The 18,737-nt window shown below is 33.9% G+C and carries 17 protein-coding genes and 1 other RNA gene; 12 read left to right on the top strand and 6 right to left on the bottom strand.

All coding sequences use genetic code 11. From position 1 onward, the window contains the following. A partial coding sequence (gene bshA, locus AABM59_RS04135; RefSeq protein ID WP_338407713.1) for an N-acetyl-alpha-D-glucosaminyl L-malate synthase BshA occupies positions 1 to 843 on the top strand: 843 nt, incomplete at its 5' end. Continuing rightward, on the top strand, positions 840 to 1,268 hold the full coding sequence (locus AABM59_RS04140; RefSeq protein ID WP_338407714.1) for a protease complex subunit PrcB family protein: 429 nt from the start codon (positions 840 to 842) through the stop codon (positions 1,266 to 1,268). The genes bshA and AABM59_RS04140, both read left to right, overlap by 4 nt. Positions 1,269 to 1,315: 47 nt before the next feature. Here the strand turns inward: AABM59_RS04140 and AABM59_RS04145 are convergent, their stop codons facing one another. Next, positions 1,316 to 1,819 carry a hypothetical protein gene (locus AABM59_RS04145; RefSeq protein ID WP_338407715.1) on the bottom strand — a complete coding sequence of 168 codons (504 nt, stop codon included), beginning with the start codon at positions 1,817 to 1,819 and terminating at the stop codon, positions 1,316 to 1,318. Positions 1,820 to 2,093: 274 nt separating this feature from the next. Here AABM59_RS04145 and aroC point away from each other — a divergent pair, with 274 nt between their 5' ends. The 3 genes from aroC to AABM59_RS04160 all read left to right on the top strand — a co-directional run bounded on the left by aroC (position 2,094) and on the right by AABM59_RS04160 (position 6,005). Then, the gene (aroC, locus tag AABM59_RS04150; protein ID WP_338407754.1) at positions 2,094 to 3,155 is read left to right on the top strand and encodes a chorismate synthase; all 1,062 of its coding nucleotides are present in this window, start codon (positions 2,094 to 2,096) and stop codon (positions 3,153 to 3,155) included. 3 nt (positions 3,156 to 3,158) lie between these two features. Further along, positions 3,159 to 4,436: a dicarboxylate/amino acid:cation symporter gene (locus tag AABM59_RS04155; RefSeq protein ID WP_338407716.1), complete on the top strand. Its 1,278-nt coding sequence runs from the start codon at positions 3,159 to 3,161 to the stop codon at positions 4,434 to 4,436. 297 nt (positions 4,437 to 4,733) lie between these two features. Next, positions 4,734 to 6,005 carry a cation:dicarboxylase symporter family transporter gene (locus AABM59_RS04160; RefSeq protein ID WP_338407717.1) on the top strand — a complete coding sequence of 424 codons (1,272 nt, stop codon included), beginning with the start codon at positions 4,734 to 4,736 and terminating at the stop codon, positions 6,003 to 6,005. A gap of 195 nt (positions 6,006 to 6,200) precedes the next feature. On the opposite strand, the gene AABM59_RS04165 is transcribed toward AABM59_RS04160, so the two are convergent. Together AABM59_RS04165 and AABM59_RS04170 are read right to left on the bottom strand one after the other, a co-directional pair. Further along, a complete protein-coding gene (locus AABM59_RS04165; protein ID WP_338407718.1) occupies positions 6,201 to 7,454 on the bottom strand; it encodes a DEAD/DEAH box helicase in 1,254 nt (417 codons plus the stop codon). An 88-nt stretch (positions 7,455 to 7,542) separates the two neighbouring features. Beyond that, positions 7,543 to 8,592, bottom strand: coding sequence for a formimidoylglutamase (locus AABM59_RS04170; RefSeq protein WP_338407719.1), 1,050 nt, complete (start codon positions 8,590 to 8,592; stop codon positions 7,543 to 7,545). A gap of 90 nt (positions 8,593 to 8,682) precedes the next feature. On the opposite strand from AABM59_RS04170, the gene AABM59_RS04175 reads away from it, so the two are divergent. After that, positions 8,683 to 9,573, top strand: a complete 891-nt coding sequence (locus AABM59_RS04175; RefSeq protein ID WP_338407720.1) for a hypothetical protein — start codon at positions 8,683 to 8,685, stop codon at positions 9,571 to 9,573. 48 nt (positions 9,574 to 9,621) lie between these two features. Here the strand turns inward: AABM59_RS04175 and hutI are convergent, their stop codons facing one another. Both hutI and AABM59_RS04185 read right to left on the bottom strand, forming a co-directional pair. Continuing rightward, positions 9,622 to 10,863 (bottom strand): imidazolonepropionase, encoded by a 1,242-nt coding sequence (hutI, locus tag AABM59_RS04180; protein ID WP_338407721.1) that lies wholly within the window; start codon positions 10,861 to 10,863, stop codon positions 9,622 to 9,624. Positions 10,864 to 10,874: 11 nt separating this feature from the next. Then, on the bottom strand, positions 10,875 to 11,924 hold the full coding sequence (locus tag AABM59_RS04185; protein ID WP_338407722.1) for a glutaminyl-peptide cyclotransferase: 1,050 nt from the start codon (positions 11,922 to 11,924) through the stop codon (positions 10,875 to 10,877). An 88-nt stretch (positions 11,925 to 12,012) separates the two neighbouring features. On the opposite strand from AABM59_RS04185, the gene ffs reads away from it, so the two are divergent. From ffs to fsa, 3 genes are all read left to right on the top strand, one after another. Beyond that, positions 12,013 to 12,110, top strand: an RNA gene (ffs, locus tag AABM59_RS04190) — signal recognition particle sRNA small type. Between the two features lie 78 nt (positions 12,111 to 12,188). Then, a complete protein-coding gene (locus AABM59_RS04195) occupies positions 12,189 to 12,992 on the top strand; it encodes an SDR family oxidoreductase (RefSeq protein WP_338407723.1) in 804 nt (267 codons plus the stop codon). 42 nt (positions 12,993 to 13,034) lie between these two features. After that, the gene (fsa, locus tag AABM59_RS04200; RefSeq protein ID WP_338407724.1) at positions 13,035 to 13,691 is read left to right on the top strand and encodes a fructose-6-phosphate aldolase; all 657 of its coding nucleotides are present in this window, start codon (positions 13,035 to 13,037) and stop codon (positions 13,689 to 13,691) included. A 116-nt stretch (positions 13,692 to 13,807) separates the two neighbouring features. Here the strand turns inward: fsa and AABM59_RS04205 are convergent, their stop codons facing one another. After that, positions 13,808 to 15,247, bottom strand: a complete 1,440-nt coding sequence (locus tag AABM59_RS04205; RefSeq protein WP_338407725.1) for an MFS transporter — start codon at positions 15,245 to 15,247, stop codon at positions 13,808 to 13,810. A gap of 281 nt (positions 15,248 to 15,528) precedes the next feature. Here AABM59_RS04205 and AABM59_RS04210 point away from each other — a divergent pair, with 281 nt between their 5' ends. From AABM59_RS04210 to AABM59_RS04220, 3 genes are all read left to right on the top strand, one after another. Then, a complete protein-coding gene (locus tag AABM59_RS04210) occupies positions 15,529 to 17,145 on the top strand; it encodes an ATP-binding cassette domain-containing protein (protein WP_338407726.1) in 1,617 nt (538 codons plus the stop codon). 103 nt (positions 17,146 to 17,248) lie between these two features. Beyond that, positions 17,249 to 17,788 carry a bifunctional pyr operon transcriptional regulator/uracil phosphoribosyltransferase PyrR gene (gene pyrR / locus AABM59_RS04215; RefSeq protein WP_338407727.1) on the top strand — a complete coding sequence of 180 codons (540 nt, stop codon included), beginning with the start codon at positions 17,249 to 17,251 and terminating at the stop codon, positions 17,786 to 17,788. Positions 17,789 to 17,795: 7 nt separating this feature from the next. Continuing rightward, positions 17,796 to 18,722 (top strand): aspartate carbamoyltransferase catalytic subunit, encoded by a 927-nt coding sequence (locus AABM59_RS04220; protein ID WP_338407728.1) that lies wholly within the window; start codon positions 17,796 to 17,798, stop codon positions 18,720 to 18,722. Positions 18,723 to 18,737 lie beyond the last annotated feature (15 nt).

Consider the following 18,737-nt stretch of genomic DNA (forward strand, 5'->3'; position numbering starts at 1 on the left):
TATGCAGGCTATATGGCCAAGCAAATGTTAGCGGATGAAGGTATAAATCTCCCCATGATCACCACGCTTCACGGAACAGATATTACACTGGTAGGGAATCATCCTTTTTATAAAACGGCAGTTACTTTTAGTATCAACAAATCTGATTTTGTAACTTCGGTTTCTCAAAGTTTGAAAGAGGATACTATAAAATTATTCAATATTAAAAATGAAATTCAGGTTATTCCTAATTTCATAGAATTGGATAAAAACAAAATCGACCCTAGTATTTCCTGTCGACGTTCAGTTATGGCTAATGAAAATGAAAAAATCATTACACACATTAGCAATTTCAGAAAGGTGAAACGAATTCCTGACGTGATTAAAATATTTTATAAAATTCAAAAAGAAATTCCCGCAAAATTAATGATGGTGGGAGACGGACCTGAAAAAGAAAAAGCCGAATATTTATGCCAAGAATTAGGAATTCAGGACAAGGTAATTTTCTTTGGGAATAGCAACGAAATTGATAAAATTTTAAGTTTTAGTGATTTATTTTTATTGCCATCAGAAACCGAAAGTTTTGGTCTTGCAGCTCTAGAAGCAATGGCGTGGGGAGTTCCCGTGATTTCGAGTAATTCAGGAGGTCTGGGCGAAGTGAATTTTGATGGAATATCTGGTTATTTAAGTAATGTAGGAAAAATAAAAGAAATGGCCGAAAACGCCTTGCAAATTCTAAAAGACGCCGCTGTTTTGGCATCATTCAAAAAGAATGCTCTGTCCGTTGCTGAGCAATTTGACATCAAAAATATTTTGCCTCAATATGAAGATTTATATCATAAAGCCATAAATAAATTTAGATGAAAAAAACAATTCTTTTATTGTTGCCATTTTTTTTATTTTCTTGCGGGGCTACATCCACTAAAACTACTGTAAATAAAACTTTGTTTGAGGTTTTAATACAACAATCCTATGGTGGAGCAAGTATTCAATTTTATGAGATTCTTACTGAACCAAATGAAATCAAAATGCTACAAAATGATGCCAAATTAAAAAATAAAATCACAACAAATGATATTCTAACTTCAAATTTTATCATTTTGAATATGGGAGAGAAATTGACCGGTGGATTTGAAATAGGAGTCGAAGGCGCATTAGAAACAGATAAAAATATAATTGTTACTATAAAAGAAACTTCGCCAGAACCAGATGCAATGGTTTCCAAAGTCATAAGTAATCCTTATTGTGTAGTCAAAATAAATTCGAAAAAGGAAATCATTTTTAAATAAAAAATCCCGTTTGCAGAGACAAACGGGATTGTATTAATTATCATTTTTTAGAATTTATATCGCAATCCTAATGCAATATCTGAGCCGTAGCTACTTGAGTAATAACCGCTACCACCAATTTCTGGTCTAAAATCTAAAGAAATTAGCAATGGAATATCAAAACTATATTCAATCCCAACATCTCCAGCTACAAATACAAAAGTGCCACTGTCTTTTACAATGTTATTTTTTGTACTCCAACTGCCTAAACCTCCACCAACACCAGCATACCAGTTGAATCCTCCATCAATATTCCAAACCCATTGGTATAAACCAGTTAACTTTATAGCATTGTCATCATAAGCATTTGTACTATAATCATTTCTGTTTCTCCAACCTAAATCCAGTTCCAAACGATTATTACTTGATAAAGCTCTTTGATAAGAAACTTCTCCTCCAAAACCTGAATTATCTCCTAAGCGCAGGCCTAGTGCATTTTCCGAAATTTCCTGAGCTTGTGCTGTAAATGCTACTAAAATTAACATTGCTCCCGATAAAATTATTTTTTTCATAGTTTAAGTGTTTGTTTATACAAAGATATAACTTCAAACAGATAAAAAAATTATGCAAAAATTAATTTAAACATTTTATAATAGACATATTTATCATTATACTCGAAGATCATTTTTTTTAATTTTACACATTAGTTTGTAATAAGCTTAAATATGAAATCTAGTGTAATATTTTAAAAACAGCTACAAAATTTATATGGCTTTTTAAAACTTCGTACTTTAAACTTTTAATCTTAGAACTAAAATAGTACTTTTGTTAAAATTAATTACAATAATGGCAGGAAATAGCTACGGAACACTATTTAGAATCACGACTTTTGGAGAATCACATGGGGAAGCTTTAGGCGGAATAATTGACGGTTGTCCATCAGGAATAACATTAGATTTAAATGCTATTCAAGTTGAAATGTCTCGGAGAAAACCAGGACAATCCGCAATAGTCACCCAACGAAAAGAACCAGATGATGTACAATTTCTTTCTGGACTTTTTGAAGGAAAAACAACGGGAACTCCCATTGGTTTCATTATACCAAATACCAATCAAAAATCAGACGATTACTCGCATATAAAAGATAATTACAGACCAAGTCATGCCGATTATGTCTACGAAAAAAAATATGGTGTTCGTGATTATCGCGGTGGTGGTCGTAGTTCAGCTCGTGAAACTGCTAGTAGAGTAGTGGCCGGAGCTATAGCAAAACAAATCTTACCAGAGATCAAAATAAATGCCTATGTTTCCTCTGTAGGGCCAATATTTTTGGAAAAACCATATCAAGATTTAGACTTTTCGAAAACAGAAAATAATCCCGTTCGCTGTCCAGATGAAGAATCTGCCATCAAAATGGAAGAATATATTCGAGTTATAAAAAAACAAGGTGACACGGTAGGAGGAACCATAACATGTGTGATTCAAAATGTTACAATAGGATTGGGAGAGCCAGTTTTCGATAAATTACACGCTGAATTAGGCAAAGCAATGCTTTCGATAAATGCCGTAAAAGGTTTCGAATTTGGAAGTGGCTTTTGTGGTTCACAAATGAAAGGAAGCGAACACAATGATTTATACAACCCTGATGGAACTACAAAATCGAATCTTTCCGGTGGAATTCAAGGCGGAATTAGCAACGGAATGGATATTTATTTCCGTGTAGCTTTTAAGCCAGTAGCCACTATAATGCAAAAACAAGAATCATTAGACAATAAAGGAAATATAACTGAAATGACAGGAAAAGGGCGCCATGATCCTTGCGTTGTTCCTCGTGCCGTTCCCATAGTCGAGGCAATGGCTGCTATAGTTCTAGCTGATTTTTATTTGATTAACAAAACTTATATTTAATCTATGAAAATAGCAATACATTGGAAAATCCTAATAGGAATGATTTTGGGTTTAGCTTTTGGTTTTTTTATGAAAAATTTAGAACTGAAAGGAATTGTTATTGATTGGATAAAACCTTTTGGAACTATATTTATCAATTTACTAAAAATGATAGCAGTTCCCTTGATTGTAGTATCATTGATTGTGGGAATATCTGATTTAAAAGACGTTTCGAAGTTATCAAAATTAGGAGGAAGAACTATCGTTATATATTTATTTACAACTATAACGGCTGTTTCTATTGGTTTAGTTTTAGCTAATTTAATTAAACCCGGTAATTATATTAATGAACAATCTCGAAAAAGTCTATTAGAAAACTTTGCAGGTGATGCAGCCCAAAAAATTGAATTAGCAGCATCTGCTAAAAGCAAAGGTCCCTTACAGCCATTAGTTGACATAGTTCCAGATAACTTTTTTAGAGCGTTGAGCGATAATGCTTCGATGTTACAAGTTATATTATTTGTTATTTTGATTGGCATTGGATTAATTTTAATTGACGAAAATAAGGCAAAACCAGTAGTCGATTTTTTCAAAGGACTAAATGATGTAATTTTAAAAATTATAGATGTTATTATGTTAGCAGCTCCTATTGGCGTTTTTGCTTTGATGGCGTCACTTATGGTTGAAATTCCTGATTTTTCAACTCTTAATGCACTTGGTGTTTATGCTTTAACAGTAATATTAGGTTTGTCGCTAATGGTTTTTGTGTTTTATCCTACCTTACTAGTGGTTTTTGCAAAGTATCCTCCTATTAAGTTTTTTAAAGCTATTTCGCCAGCACAACTATTGGCCTTTTCTACAAGTTCTAGCGCTGCAACACTTCCCGTAACAATGGAGTGTGTTACAGAGCATGTTGGTGTAGACGAAGAAGTTTCTAGTTTTGTATTGCCTTTAGGGGCAACTGTAAATATGGATGGAACGAGTTTATATCAATCCGTAGCAGCCGTTTTTATAGCTCAAGCTTTAGGAATCCCTTTAGATTTACAAACACAATTAATGATTGTTGTTACCGCTACTTTAGCCTCTATAGGTTCAGCTGCGGTTCCAAGTGCTGGAATGGTAATGCTAGTTATTGTTTTAGGACAAGCTGGTATTCCTGAAGCTGGATTAGCTCTTATTTTTGCTATTGATAGGCCATTAGATATGTGTAGGACTGTTGTAAATGTAACGAGTGACGCTACAGTAAGTACATTAGTTGCAAAATCTATAGGTAAATTAAACCCATTTTATAGTAATAAATAAATTTTTAAATTTATTTAGTAATTATATTGCGGCTTCAAAATAAATATTTATTTTCGTATCCCTTCCAAGGCTTTGGCTACAATAATGAAAAAACAAAAATCTTTGGACAACAAAGAAAATTATACGGAAATGACCGGAAAAGATCGCCATAATCCTTACTCCTTTTACGTAGTGTTCTCATTGTCGAGGCAAAGTCTTCAGTAATTCTCGATAATTTTAATTTGATTAACAAAAACCTACCTTTAATAGTTTTAAATGTGCATTATGAACTGCACCTGAAAACTGAATACACCCAAAATGACACACAACGAAACCAAAAAACCATCTTTATTAGGAAATCTTACTGTTCAAATTCTTATCGCCATGTTGCTGGGAGTAATCTTGGGTATTTATATCCATAATAATTATGATTTTACTTTTGCCAAACAATTTAGCGACAAAATAAAAATATTGGCAACGGTTTTCATTCGTTTGGTTCAAATGATTATTTCACCGCTAGTGTTTACGACTTTGGTAGTGGGAATTGCAAAATTAGGTGACGTTAAAACCGTAGGAAGGGTTGGGGGAAGAGCATTAGGATGGTTTTTTTCGGCCTCTTTAATTTCATTACTAATTGGAATGTTTTGGGTCAACCTTTTACAGCCTGGTGTAGGTTTAAATTTATCTGATGTAGATTTAACTTCAGCGGCCGAAGTTACTGGTCATACCCAAAGTTTTTCTGCACTAAACTTTATTGAACACATTTTTCCAAAAAGTATTTTTGAAGCAATGGCTAATAACGAAATTCTTCAAATTGTTATTTTTTCCATCTTTTTTGGATTGGCGGCAGCTTCTATTGGAAGTTATGTAAAACCAGTAATTAATGCATTGGATAAAACATCACACATTATTCTTAAAATGGTGAATTATGTTATGAAATTTGCTCCTCTTGGTGTTTTTGGAGCAATAGCAGGCGTTTTTGCCATAAAAGACTTGAATGATTTGGTTATTACCTATCTGAAATTTTTTAGTTCATTTTTAGTAGGTATTGGATCATTATGGGTTTTTCTTTTGGCAGTAGGGCTTCTATTTCTTGGAAAAAGATTGAAAACTTTATTGAATCATATCATGAGTCCATTGATAATTGCTTTTGGCACTACAAGTAGTGAAGCTGTTTTTCCTAAACTTACTGAAGAGTTAGAACGTTTTGGGGTTAAAGACAAGATTGTTTCATTTATGTTGCCGTTGGGTTATTCTTTCAATTTAGACGGCAGTATGATGTATATGACTTTTGCTAGTATTTTTATTGCACAAGCTTACGGAATACATATGGATGTTGGAACGCAAATGACGATGCTTTTAGTATTAATGCTTACCAGTAAAGGAATTGCTGGCGTTCCTAGAGCAAGTTTAGTAGTTGTGGCGGCAACTTGTGGGATGTTTGATATTCCAATTGAAGGAATTGCTTTGATTCTTCCAATTGATCATTTTTGTGATATGTTTCGCAGTGCAACAAATGTATTAGGAAATGCTTTGGCCACATCGGTTGTTGGAAAATGGGAAGGTGAGGGAGAAACTCAGTATCCATAGTTATAAATGTTTAAGTTGTTTGTAACTAACTCTCATCAAATTAGCTGAAATCAAACTAAAAAAAAATTAATATAACAAATAATTAAAAGCTAAATATTTGATGAAAAGAAAGTTACTAATAAAAAAAAACACACTTTTAAGTTTTAGTTAAAAGTGTGTTTTTTTTTTATAAAATACTGCGAATAATTAAAAAAATTAATACCAGCGTTTTTTGTTTTGTTTGGAAACCTCAGATTTTCTTGATTTATGAGCACCGCCACTTCGGTTTGAATTTTTTTGTGCTCCAGCGGGAGCTGTTTGAGGACTTCCAGAATGCCAAGGATAAGGATGATCACTTACTATTTTTACATCTACTTTTATCAATTTCTGAATGTCTTTCCAATATTGATGTTCGTCTTTGCTACAAAAAGAAATAGCAATGCCTTCATTTCCGGCACGACCAGTTCTCCCAATTCGATGAACATATGTTTCTGGAATATTAGGTAAATCAAAATTGATTACAAATGGTAATTGATCAATGTCAATACCACGAGCTGCAATATCTGTAGCTACTAAAACACCAACTTCCTTCATTTTAAAAGCATCTAAAACGCGTTGTCTTGCATTTTGTGACTTGTCTCCGTGGATTGCTTCTGCGGCAATGTCGTTTTTTCGCAAAGCTTTTACAACATTATCGGCACCGTGCTTGGTTCTGGAAAAAACCAATACATCGGATAAATTTTGATTTTTTATCAAATGATACAACAAGTTTCTTTTCTCGGTTTTTTCGACAAAATAAACATGTTGTTCTACATTTTCGGCAGTAGATGAAACGGGCGAAACTTCAACTTTTGCTGGATCTTTTAAGAACATTTCGGCTAATTCCCGAATAGCAATAGGCATTGTTGCTGAAAACAATAAAGTTTGTCTGTTTTTTGGCGTAAGCTTTACAATTTTTTTCACGTCATTTATAAATCCCATATCGAGCATTTGATCAGCTTCATCGAGTACCAATGAGTGCAAATGATCTAAATCAATAAACCCTTGTTTGTGCAAATCGAGTAATCTTCCCGGAGTTGCTACAAGAACATCTACTCCTTTTCGAAGTGCATCTACCTGTGGAACTTGAGAAACACCTCCGAAAATGGTAAGTTGTGTTAAGTTGGTATATTTTCCATAAGTGTCAAAACTTTGTCCAATTTGAACTGCTAATTCTCTAGTGGGTGTTACAATTAAGGCGCGAATTTCTTTGGATTTTTTTGATGAACCTACGATTCGGTGTAATTGATGAATGATTGGAATGGCAAAAGCTGCTGTTTTTCCTGTTCCTGTTTGTGCACAACCTATCATGTCTTTTCCTGATAATACTAACGGAATAGATTGTTCTTGAATAGGAGTGGGGTTTGTATAGCCTTCTTCAAATACAGCTCTTTGTATACTTTTTGAAAGTGATAAATCTTCGAATAACATTTTTTTTGTATTAAATATCTTGTAATAAGTACATAGATAGTTAGGCAAAGATAGCTTTATTATATTTGATGAATCAAAAAAAAGAATTTTAGAATTCTACTAAAGGAATGCTGTTGTTCGATTTAACGAAATCTGTAACTAAATAACCAATTAGTTTTCCAATTAAATGACTGCTTTTTTCTTCTGATAAATCTGGGGCACCTTCGCAAATATGCAAATAAGAGGCATTTTTATTTTTAGCAAAATAGGAAACAAATTGTCTAAGTTCTTCAATAGAAAAACCACTTAATGTCATGGCACTGCTGGCAATATTTGGAATTGCATCAAGATCAATTTCAATCCCGTAGCTGTCATTTTTAATAAATCCCATTGCTTGGATAATTTCTTGATTAAAATCTTTTTCTTTGCGAATTTTAATGCAATCATACGTATTAAAGCGAACCCTATCATTCGTTTTTTTAATGATGTCCAAAACACTTTTTGAAGTATAATTTTCATGCAAGCCAAAAATGAAGTATTTTTTTAAAAACCCTTCTTCATAAGCATAAGAAAATCCATTTCCGCTGTGTCTTCCCTCAAGAATTCTAAAATCGGAATGGGCATCAAAATTGATAGCATTTATAGATTTTCCTTTGGCAAGCGCTGTTCCTTTAATATTACCGTAAGAATTATTATGACCACCACCAATAATTATTGGTATTTTTCCAGATTTAACAATGTTAAAAATAATGTGGGAAACTTCTTTGTCAATTTTTTCTACGAGTTTACTCAATTTAGATCGATCATTAGCATTGTGAAAATCTAAATGTTTCACCGCTTTCATATCTTCGCACACATCAAGTTTTCCCAAAATAAGGATATGGTACCCTTTGCAAAATCTATTGTGTTGAATGTTGGCAATACTTTGTATGGCGCTATCCCAAGCTGATGCAGTTCCGGGTTTGCCATAGTTAGCTCTAACGCCAATATCTTCTGGTATTCCAAACAATACATATTTTGCATCAGAAGTTTTAAGGAATGATAAAGCATCAGTTCCTTTTGGTATAGTTAGCATTTTTTCTCCAAATTTTATTTCACCACTTCTGTGGTTTGTAATCTTTGCTAGATCATTGCTTGTAAATGGGATAAGTTTTTCCATAAAAATATAATGCTCAAATATAATATAATTGTTGATAATTCTTTATTAGGTCATATTATTTTATTAGATTTGTTAAAATTTAAAACAAAAATGGAAGATCAACAAAACAATTCAAGCTCAAGATTAAAGGTAATTATTATAGTATTAGCAATTCTATTAGTAGGAAGTTTAATTTGCATTTTTAAGATGACCTCGGATGCAAAAGCTGTACAAACAGAATTAACAAAAACTGTTAGTGAAAAAGACTTGGTAATGAAAGACTTACAAGATTTAAAAACTACTTACGATGCCGCAATTGCAGAAAACACTTCAATGTCTGAAGAACTAATTACAGAAAGAGACAAAGTCGTTACTTTAATGGAAAACTTAAGAAAGTCTAAAGGCGATGTAGCTTCATTAGCAAAATACAAAACTCAATATCTTAAATTAGAAAACGATATGAAGGGTTTATTAGCTGAAAATGAAGGGTTAAAAAAACAAAATACAGTTTTAACAACACAACGTGATAGCACTGTGGTTGTATTGGGTAAATCAAAAAAATACAACGAAGTATTATTAGGTCAAAATGAAGAACTATCTAAAACAGTCGAAAAAGGTTCTAAATTATCTGTTTTGAATATGAAAACTTCAGCTTATAAAGTGAGAAACTCAGGAAAACAGGTAGAAACTGAAAAAGCGGGTAGAGCAGATGTTCTAAAAATTAGTTTTACAATTGCCGAAAATCAAATTGCAAAATCGGGTGACAAATCTTATTATGTACAAGTAATAGATAGCAAAAACAATGTTCTTGGAGATAAAAAAACGGAAACTTTTGATGATAAAACATTAACATACAGTTTTATATCCAATGTGAAATATGAAAATAAAACCGTAAATGTTTCTGAAGATTTACCAGGTAAAGATTTTGCAAAAGGAACGTATTTTGTGAATGTTTTCGACAAAAACGAATTGGTTTCTAAAACTAGTTTTACATTGAAATAAAATAGTAAAGTTTAATAAAAAAAAGAGGGGCATAATGCTCCTCTTTTTTTATGCAATAACTTCACCTTCAATAAATACAGTATCAATTAAATTACTTCCAAAAGCATATGGCAATTGATAATAGGAAGAAATAGGTTTCGTAATAATAAGATTCGCTTTTTTGCCAATAGTTATGCTTCCGTGGGTTTCTGAAATTCCCATTGCATAAGCTCCATTTATAGTAGCGGCGTTTATAACTTCTTCGGGAGTCATTTTCATTTTGATACAAGCCGTCGAAATCACAAAATTCATATTTCCTGAGGGAGTTGAACCGGGATTAAAATCGGTTGCTAGTGCCAATGGTAATCCCGCAGACATCATTTCTCTTGCTGGAGTATAAGGAATTTCTAAAAAATAGGAGCAAGATGGTAAAGCAACCGGCATTGTTTCGGTGTTTTTCAGAGCTTCTATGTCTTCAGGTTTCATTACTTCTAGATGATCTACCGAAAGTGCGTTGTGTTTAATCCCAGCTTGAATTCCGCCAATAGAATTAAATTGATTCACGTGGATTTTTGGTTTTAAACCAAATTGAATTCCCGCTTTCATAATTTGTTCCGTTTCTAAAACCGTGAAATAACCTGTTTCACAAAAAACATCTATAAATTGGGCTAGTTTATTCTTGGCGATTTCCGGTAGCATTTTATCAATAATCAAATCAATATATCCTTTTCTATTTTCCTTAAATTCTTGAGGAATGGCGTGAGCACCAAGAAAAGTCGCTTTTATGGTTATTGAATAATCCTTTGATAATTTTTTGATTACTCGAAGTATTTTCAGTTCACCCTCAAGGGTAAGTCCATAACCCGATTTTATTTCGACAGCACCTGTTCCCAGCCTCATTATTTCTTCAAGACGAACTTTTGATTGGTTATAAAGTTCTTCTTCGTTGGTTTCGTTGAGTTTTTGTGCCGAATTTAGAATTCCACCACCACGATTGGCAATTTCTTCATACGAAAGTCCATTGATTCTATCTACAAATTCTTGTTCTCGATTGCCTGCGTAAACAATATGGGTATGACTGTCGCACCAAGCGGGCAAAACCATTTTTCCATCAACATCAATACATTTTTCTGGATTTAAATCCTCTGGTAAATTTTCCATTGAACCATAATCAGCAATAAGACCATTTTGAATGACCAAATAGGCATTTTTAATCGTGGGGAGAATGGCCATTTCAGCACCAGAAATTTTCAAAATTGAACTTTTCCGAACTTGAAGTAGTTCCTTGATGTTGATGATTAGTGTTTTCATTTAGTATGAAATTATTCCGAAACCTTGATTTCGAACATTTTATTCCAATTTTTTCCGGTAACAAAAATAGTTTTTGTTTTCGGGTTGTAGGCGATGCCGTTTAAAGAATCGTCTGGTTTGGCTTTTGTTAATTTTCGCAAACCTGACATATCCAAAACTCCTTCAACTGAACCATTTTCTGGATTTACAACGGCTATAGCATCTTTTGTCCAAACATTAGTATAGATTTTTCCGTTAATCCATTCTAATTCATTGATGGCTTTTATTTTTGAATTCCCAGAATAAACATTGATGTAATCAATCATTTTTTGTGTTTCAGGATCCATTCTCCAAATTTTCTCGGTTTTGTCGGTTTGATAAATGTATTTCCCGTCATTGGTCATTCCCCATCCTTCAATATCTTTATCGTAAGCAAAGGTTTTTTCTAACTTCCAGGTATCGGCATTGTAGATAAAACCAGTTTTTTCTTGATAGGTCAATTGATATATTTTGCCATTCAAAATCGTAATTCCTTCACCAAAATATTTTGAATCTAAATCGACTTGTTTGTATACCCTTCCTGTTTTATAATCATATTTTCTCAAATAGGAAGCTCCGTTTTGCCCTGTACTTTCATACAAAGTATCCTTGTAAAACTCCAAACCTTCGGTAAAAGATGCCGTATCGTGTGGATAAGTATTTACAATCGTATATTTTAGTGACTTAGGTTGTACATTCGAAACCAACTCAATTCTTGCTGTGGCTTCGGAGTTTTCGCCATCAAAATACACTCGTGCTTTTAGATATTGATAGCCTAATTTTTCATCTTTTAGCTGGAAAGAAAGTTTTTCAGAACCTTTTATGAAACCAATATTTTTATCATTCACAAAGTAAGCGATACTATCGATCTCTTTCGAATTAGGGTTTAAAACCCCTAATTCTATTGTATCTTGAGACACATAATGTTCCTTGAAATTAGAATTATCGAATGTAAATAAAGTATTTTCTCCTTTTTTGGCACCTCCACAATTAGCCAAAGTGATTCCTAATAAAATGATAAATAGGAAGTTATAATTTTTCATAAATTAAAATTTTGATGATGCAATATACAACGATATTTTATAGGCGCAAAGCTCTTGTAAAAATATAAAATAGATTGTATATTTGCACCGGCAAGTCCTACACGACCAGCTCCTGCAAAATCCCCCAGGATGGGAACATAGCAAGGGTACGTGGTTGAGCGGTGCGATGTAGGTCGCTTGCCATTTTTTTTATTTTACAAAAAAGTAGTCTTCCTTTGGGAAGATTTTTTTATTTTTGGCCATATTTAAATATCCTAAATCAAAATGAGCAAAGTAGTTTTAATCACAGGCGGTTCTTCGGGAATAGGGAAATCTATTGGCGAATTTTTGCATCACAAAGGGTTCATTGTTTATGGAACCAGTCGGAATCCAGAGCGAGTTTTAAATTCTGTTTTTCCATTGGTCGCTTTAGATGTTCGAAATACCGAAACGATTGTTGCGGCTGTTGCCAAAATAATTGCCACATCAGGGAGATTGGATATTGTCATCAACAACGCTGGTATTGGAATCACTGGGCCTTTGGAAGAAATTCCAGCCGATGAAATAAAGAACAATTTCGAAACCAATTTCTTTGGACCAATCGAAGTGATAAAAGCAGCTTTGCCACAAATGCGTTCACAAAAATTAGGTTTAATAATCAACATAACTTCTATCGCGGGTTATATGGGTTTGCCGTATCGCAGCGTTTACTCGGCTTCAAAAGGAGCCTTGGAATTAATCACGGAAGCTTTGCGAATGGAAGTGAAATCGTTTGGGATTCAGATTACGAACGTTGCTCCGGGAGATTTTGCTACTAATATTGCTTCAGGACGTTTTCACGCACCCTTAATTAAGGATTCGGCTTACGAAATTCCGTATGGAAATACATTAAAAATGATGGACGAACACGTGGATAGCGGCAGTAATCCTAATGAAATGGCGGAGGCGGTTTATGAAATTATTCAAAATCCAAACCCTAAAATTCATTATAAAGTGGGTGCTTTTATGCAGAAATTCTCGATTGTTCTTAAACGAATTCTACCTGATAAAGTATATGAAAAAATGCTAATGAATCATTATAAGTTGTAAATTTGCACCGAATTTTAAACATACAATTAAACAAAACTATATATGAAATTTTTTATTGACACAGCTAATTTAGCCCAAATTAAGGAAGTACAAGCTCTTGGAGTTTTGGACGGCGTTACTACAAATCCATCATTGATGGCTAAAGAAGGAATCACCGGAAAAAACAGCATTTTGAAACATTATGTTGATATTTGCAATCTTGTGAATGGTGACGTGAGTGCCGAAGTAAATGCACTTGATTTTGACGGAATGATCAGAGAAGGGGAAGAACTAGCAGATTTACACGAGCAAATTGTGGTAAAATTGCCAATGACAAAAGAAGGTGTTATGGCTGCTAAATATTTTTCGGATAAAGGAATTAAAACCAATGTTACTTTAGTTTTTTCGGCTGGACAAGCTTTATTGGCTGCCAAAGCTGGTGCCACTTATGTTTCGCCTTTTATTGGTCGTTTAGACGATGTTTCGACTGATGGTTTGGCTTTGATTGAAGAAATCAGATTGATTTATGATAACTACGGTTACGAAACACAAATTCTTGCTGCTTCGGTTCGACACACCATGCACATTGTAAATTGTGCCAAGATTGGTGCCGATGTGATGACAGGACCACTTTCTGCCATTTACGGTTTATTGAAACACCCATTGACCGATATTGGATTAGCACAATTTGTAGCCGATTTCGAAAAAGGAAATAAATAGAAAAGTGTTCAATGATCAGTTTCATCAGTGAGCAGTAAAATATAAAAAAGTCGGATTTCTAATTGAAATGCGACTTTTTTAATAAATATAATTCAGATCAAGAGTCTGAATATTTTTTAGTGACCTCCACTAATTTTTTTGTCAAAATCGATGCCTTGATTTCTTAAAATTTCACTTACTTTCCATGCATAAAATGCCAAATAAGCAAAACATAAAACCCCAACAATATAGCTGTTTTGTATTCCTATATTTTCGGAAACAGTTCCTTGCAACCAACTTACAATTCCACCACCCATAATCATCATAATCAAGAAACTACTTCCTTGACTGGTGTGTTTTCCTAATCCGCTAATAGCCAAAGTAAAGATACAAGGCCAAAGCGTACTACAAAACAAACCAACGCTTGTGAAAGCATAAACACTAATCATTCCTGTTGTTGCCATTCCTGTAAAAAGTGATACGATTCCCAACGCAGAAAATATAAGCAACATTCTGGCAGGATTTCCTTTACTTGCCATATCGGCAGCTATTAATACTAAAATTATTAATCCGTATACGTAGAAAGGGGTTAAATCGTGTTTTGCAATAGCATTAACAAGCAAGAAAACACCAAACGCTAAGTATGGAGCTAAGAAACGCAACACTTTCTGTGTAGTCATATTATCTGTAAAAGCTTCAACCGCTCCAGTCCAACGACCAATCATTAAACTCGCCCAATACAAAGAGATGTAAGGTGCAATATCTCCAATACCAAAACCTAATTTACTTTCCATATAAGCGGGCAAATTACTTGCAGTAGATACTTCGACACCTACATATAGAAAAATGGCTATCATTCCCATTACTAATTGAGGATATTGTAATGCCGAACTTTTTAAAGAATTAGTTTCTTCTACTGATTCATCTATCGTTTCAGGATGTTCTGGTAGTGAGGAAAATTTCAATAAAACGGCTACAAGTAAAAAAGCTAATCCCAATATTAAATATGGAATTTTAACACTTTCGATGCTCATTTCCGTATTTCCTCCAGTAGCTGCTGCACCAAAAATAGCAAAACTTACAATTAGTGGTCCAATAGTTGTTCCAAGATTATTGATTCCCCCGGCCAATGTCAATCTTTGAGAACCTGTTTTAATTGGCCCCAACGCAATTGCTAATGGATTGGCAACCGTTTGCTGCAATGAAAATCCTAAACCAACGATGAATAATCCCGCCAACATTAAAGGATAAGATCCAGTATTTGCAGCTGGGTAAAACAATAAAGTTCCAAGAGCAGAAATTACTAATCCTAATGCAAGTCCGTTTTTATATCCAATTTTATTAACTAAATCTTTTCCCATCAACATTGAGATTCCCATATATATCAAGGACCCCACAGTATAAGAAATATAGAATGCAATTGACACAAACTGGCTTTGACCTTGAGTTAAATCAAATGCTTTTTTAAATACGGGAATTAAAATGTCGTTACTGGCAGCAACAAATCCCCAAAAAAAGAAGACGGTTACTAAGGGGATAAATTGTCCCCATTTGGTTTTTAAATTTTCTGAATTCATAATTGTAAATTGGTTAATGGTTAATTAAAATAGAAATGTAAAGCGGTAAATGTATTCCTAAAGTGAATTAAAAAAAAATAAATTAGAACAAATATTGTTAAATATTTAATCAATAACATTTATTAAAAAAGGTGCTTCTTTATAAATTATTTTTCAGCAAAATGGATTGTGTTATAAACAAACATTCATTATTTATTCTTGATTTTCAAACAGGGAACCAATGTCCTTGACATGGCGTTTATTTTTTTGTACTTTTGCAAAAATTTTTTATAATACTATTTATGTTATCAATTAATAATTTATCAGTTCAGTTTGGCAAACGAATTTTATTCGACGAAGTAAATACCGTCTTTACGCATGGCAACATATACGGAGTTATCGGGGCAAATGGCGCTGGAAAATCTACCTTTTTAAAAATAATTGCCGGTGATATGGATCCTACTTCGGGACATATTCACTTGGAACCTGGAAAACGGATGTCGGTTTTGAATCAAAATCACAATATGTTCGACGAACATACTGTTCTTGAAACCGTAATGATGGGCAATAAAGTATTGTACAAAATTAAAACCGAAATGGATGCGCTTTATTTGGATTATTCTGATGAAAATGCGGATAGAATAGGAGAATTGCAAGTGCAATTTGAAGAATTAAACGGGTGGAATGCAGAGTCAGATGCGGCTTCCATGCTATCTAATCTTGGAATAACCGAAGAACATCATTATACTTTAATGGGCGATTTGGAAGGGAAAATAAAAGTGAGAGTCCTTTTAGCACAAGCCCTTTTTGGAAATCCAGATTTATTGATTATGGACGAGCCAACGAATGACCTGGATTTTGAAACCATTGCTTGGTTAGAAAATTTCTTGGCCAATTATGAAAATACCGTAATCGTGGTTTCTCACGATAGACACTTTCTAGATGCAGTTTGTACCCATATTTCGGATATTGATTTCAGCAAGATAAACCACTATTCAGGAAACTATACTTTCTGGTATGAATCCAGTCAATTAGCTGCCAAACAACGGGCTCAACAAAACAAGAAAGCCGAAGAAAAGAAACAAGAACTAGAAGAATTTATCCGTCGATTTAGTGCGAATGTGGCCAAATCAAAACAAGCTACTTCTCGTAAAAAGATGATTTCTAAATTAAATATTTCCGAGATAAAACCATCAAGCCGTCGTTATCCAGCGATTATTTTTGATCAAGAGCGAGAAGCTGGAGACCAAATATTAAATGTGCAAAACTTGAGCGCTTCTGTTGAAGGTGACATTTTATTTAAAGGAGTCGATTTGAACATGGCCAAAGGCGATAAAATTGTTTTATTTTCTAAGGATTCTAGAGCCACAACCGCTTTCTATGAAATTCTGAATGGAAATAAAAAATCGGATTCAGGCACTTTAGATTGGGGAGTTACCACAATTCAGGCGTATTTACCTTTAGAAAACCACTCTTTCTTTGAAAGTGATGATTCATTGGTAGATTGGTTGCGTCAATGGGTAAAAACGGAAGAAGAACGTGACGAAGTAAATATTCGTAGTTTCTTGGGAAAAATGATTTTCTCTGGAGAAGAAGCTTTAAAAACTTGTCGGGTTTTGTCTGGTGGAGAAAAAGTAAGATGTATGTTGTCTCGAATGATGATGCAGCGTGCCAATGTTTTAATGCTTGATGAACCGACGAATCACTTGGATTTAGAGTCGATTACGGCATTTAATAATTCCCTTAAAAACTTCAAAGGCTCCGTAATCTTCACCACTCACGATCACGAGTTTTCGCAAACTGTAGCTAATCGAGTTATCGAATTGACACCAAATGGAGCTATTGATCGCTATATGACATTCGACGATTATCTTGATGATGAAAAAGTTCAGGAATTGAGAACGAAGATGTATTCGTGAAAAATTTAAACCGTCCCGATTCATCAGGACGGTTTTTTTTTATAAAAAGTAAATTATAGAATGACAAAAAATAGTATCTTTACACCCCAAACAACACTTCATTATGAGTCAAAAAGTATTGCTCACTTCAAAGGAAGTCAATATCATTCTGCACCGTTTGGCCTGTCAGTTAATCGAAAAACATCTTGATTTTTCGAATACAATTTTGATTGGAATCCAACCTCGCGGCACTTTCTTAGCAGAGCGATTAAAAGAGTTGTTGGAAAAAGAATATCATATTTCGAAAATTGCCTTGGGATATTTAGACATCACTTTCTTTAGAGATGATTTCCGTAGAAATAGCAAACCATTGGAAGCAAACAAGACCCAAATAGATTTTATAGTTGAAAACAAAAAAGTTGTTTTCATAGACGATGTTTTATATACAGGAAGAAGCATTCGATCCGCATTAACAGCCATCCAGTCCTTTGGAAGACCATCAGAAATTGAATTATTGGTACTGATTGACCGTCGTTTTAGCCGTCATTTGCCTATTCAACCTGATTATCGAGGTCGCCAGGTCGATGCTATTGGCGATGAGAAAGTAAAAGTATGTTGGACGGAACAAGACGGTGAAGATGCCGTTTATTTAATAAATAAATAAGAGTAAAATGAGCGAGTTAAGTGTAAATCATTTATTAGGAATAAAATATATCAACAAGAAAGATATTGACCTTATTTTTGAAACCGCAGATCATTTTAAAGAAGTCATCAACCGCCCCATTAAAAAAGTACCCTCACTTAGAGATATTACAATTGCTAACATATTTTTCGAAAATAGTACCAGAACAAAACTTTCATTTGAATTAGCCCAGAAACGTTTGTCGGCTGATGTGATTAGCTTTTCGGCTGCACAATCATCGGTTAAAAAAGGAGAAACACTGATTGACACCGTAAACAATATCCTTTCCATGAAGGTAGATATGGTGGTGATGCGACACTCCAATCCAGGCGCAACTCATTTCTTGTCGCAAAACGTTAAAGCAAGCATAATAAATGCAGGTGATGGATCGCACGAACACCCAACACAAGCTTTATTAGACAGTTATTCTATTCGAGAAAAACTAGGTGATGTAGCAGGCAAAAAAGTGGTAATCGTAGGAGATATTCTGCATTCACGAGTAGCTCTTTCTAATATTTATGCTTTGCAAATGCAAGGAGCAGAAGTTAAAGTTTGTGGACCAAAAACGCTCATACCAAGACACATTGAATCACTTGGAGTTAAAATTGAATCTAACCTACGTAAAGCTTTAGAATGGTGTGATGTAGCGAATATGCTACGCGTTCAAAATGAAAGAATGGACGTGAATTTTTTTCCTTCAACACGCGAATATTCACAGCAATATGGACTAGACAAAACATTGCTAGATTCACTTAGCAAAGAAATAATAATTATGCACCCGGGACCAATAAATCGTGGTGTCGAAATCACATCAGATGTTGCAGATTCGAAACAATCTGTGATTTTGAATCAAGTAGAAAATGGGGTTGCGATTCGAATGGCAGTAATTTATTTATTGGCTTCAAAAATTCAGTAAGCATTCTAATGCTCG

Origin of the sequence: uncultured Flavobacterium sp. (genome assembly GCF_963925185.1) — a bacterium.
Classification (GTDB): Bacteria; Bacteroidota; Bacteroidia; order Flavobacteriales; family Flavobacteriaceae; genus Flavobacterium.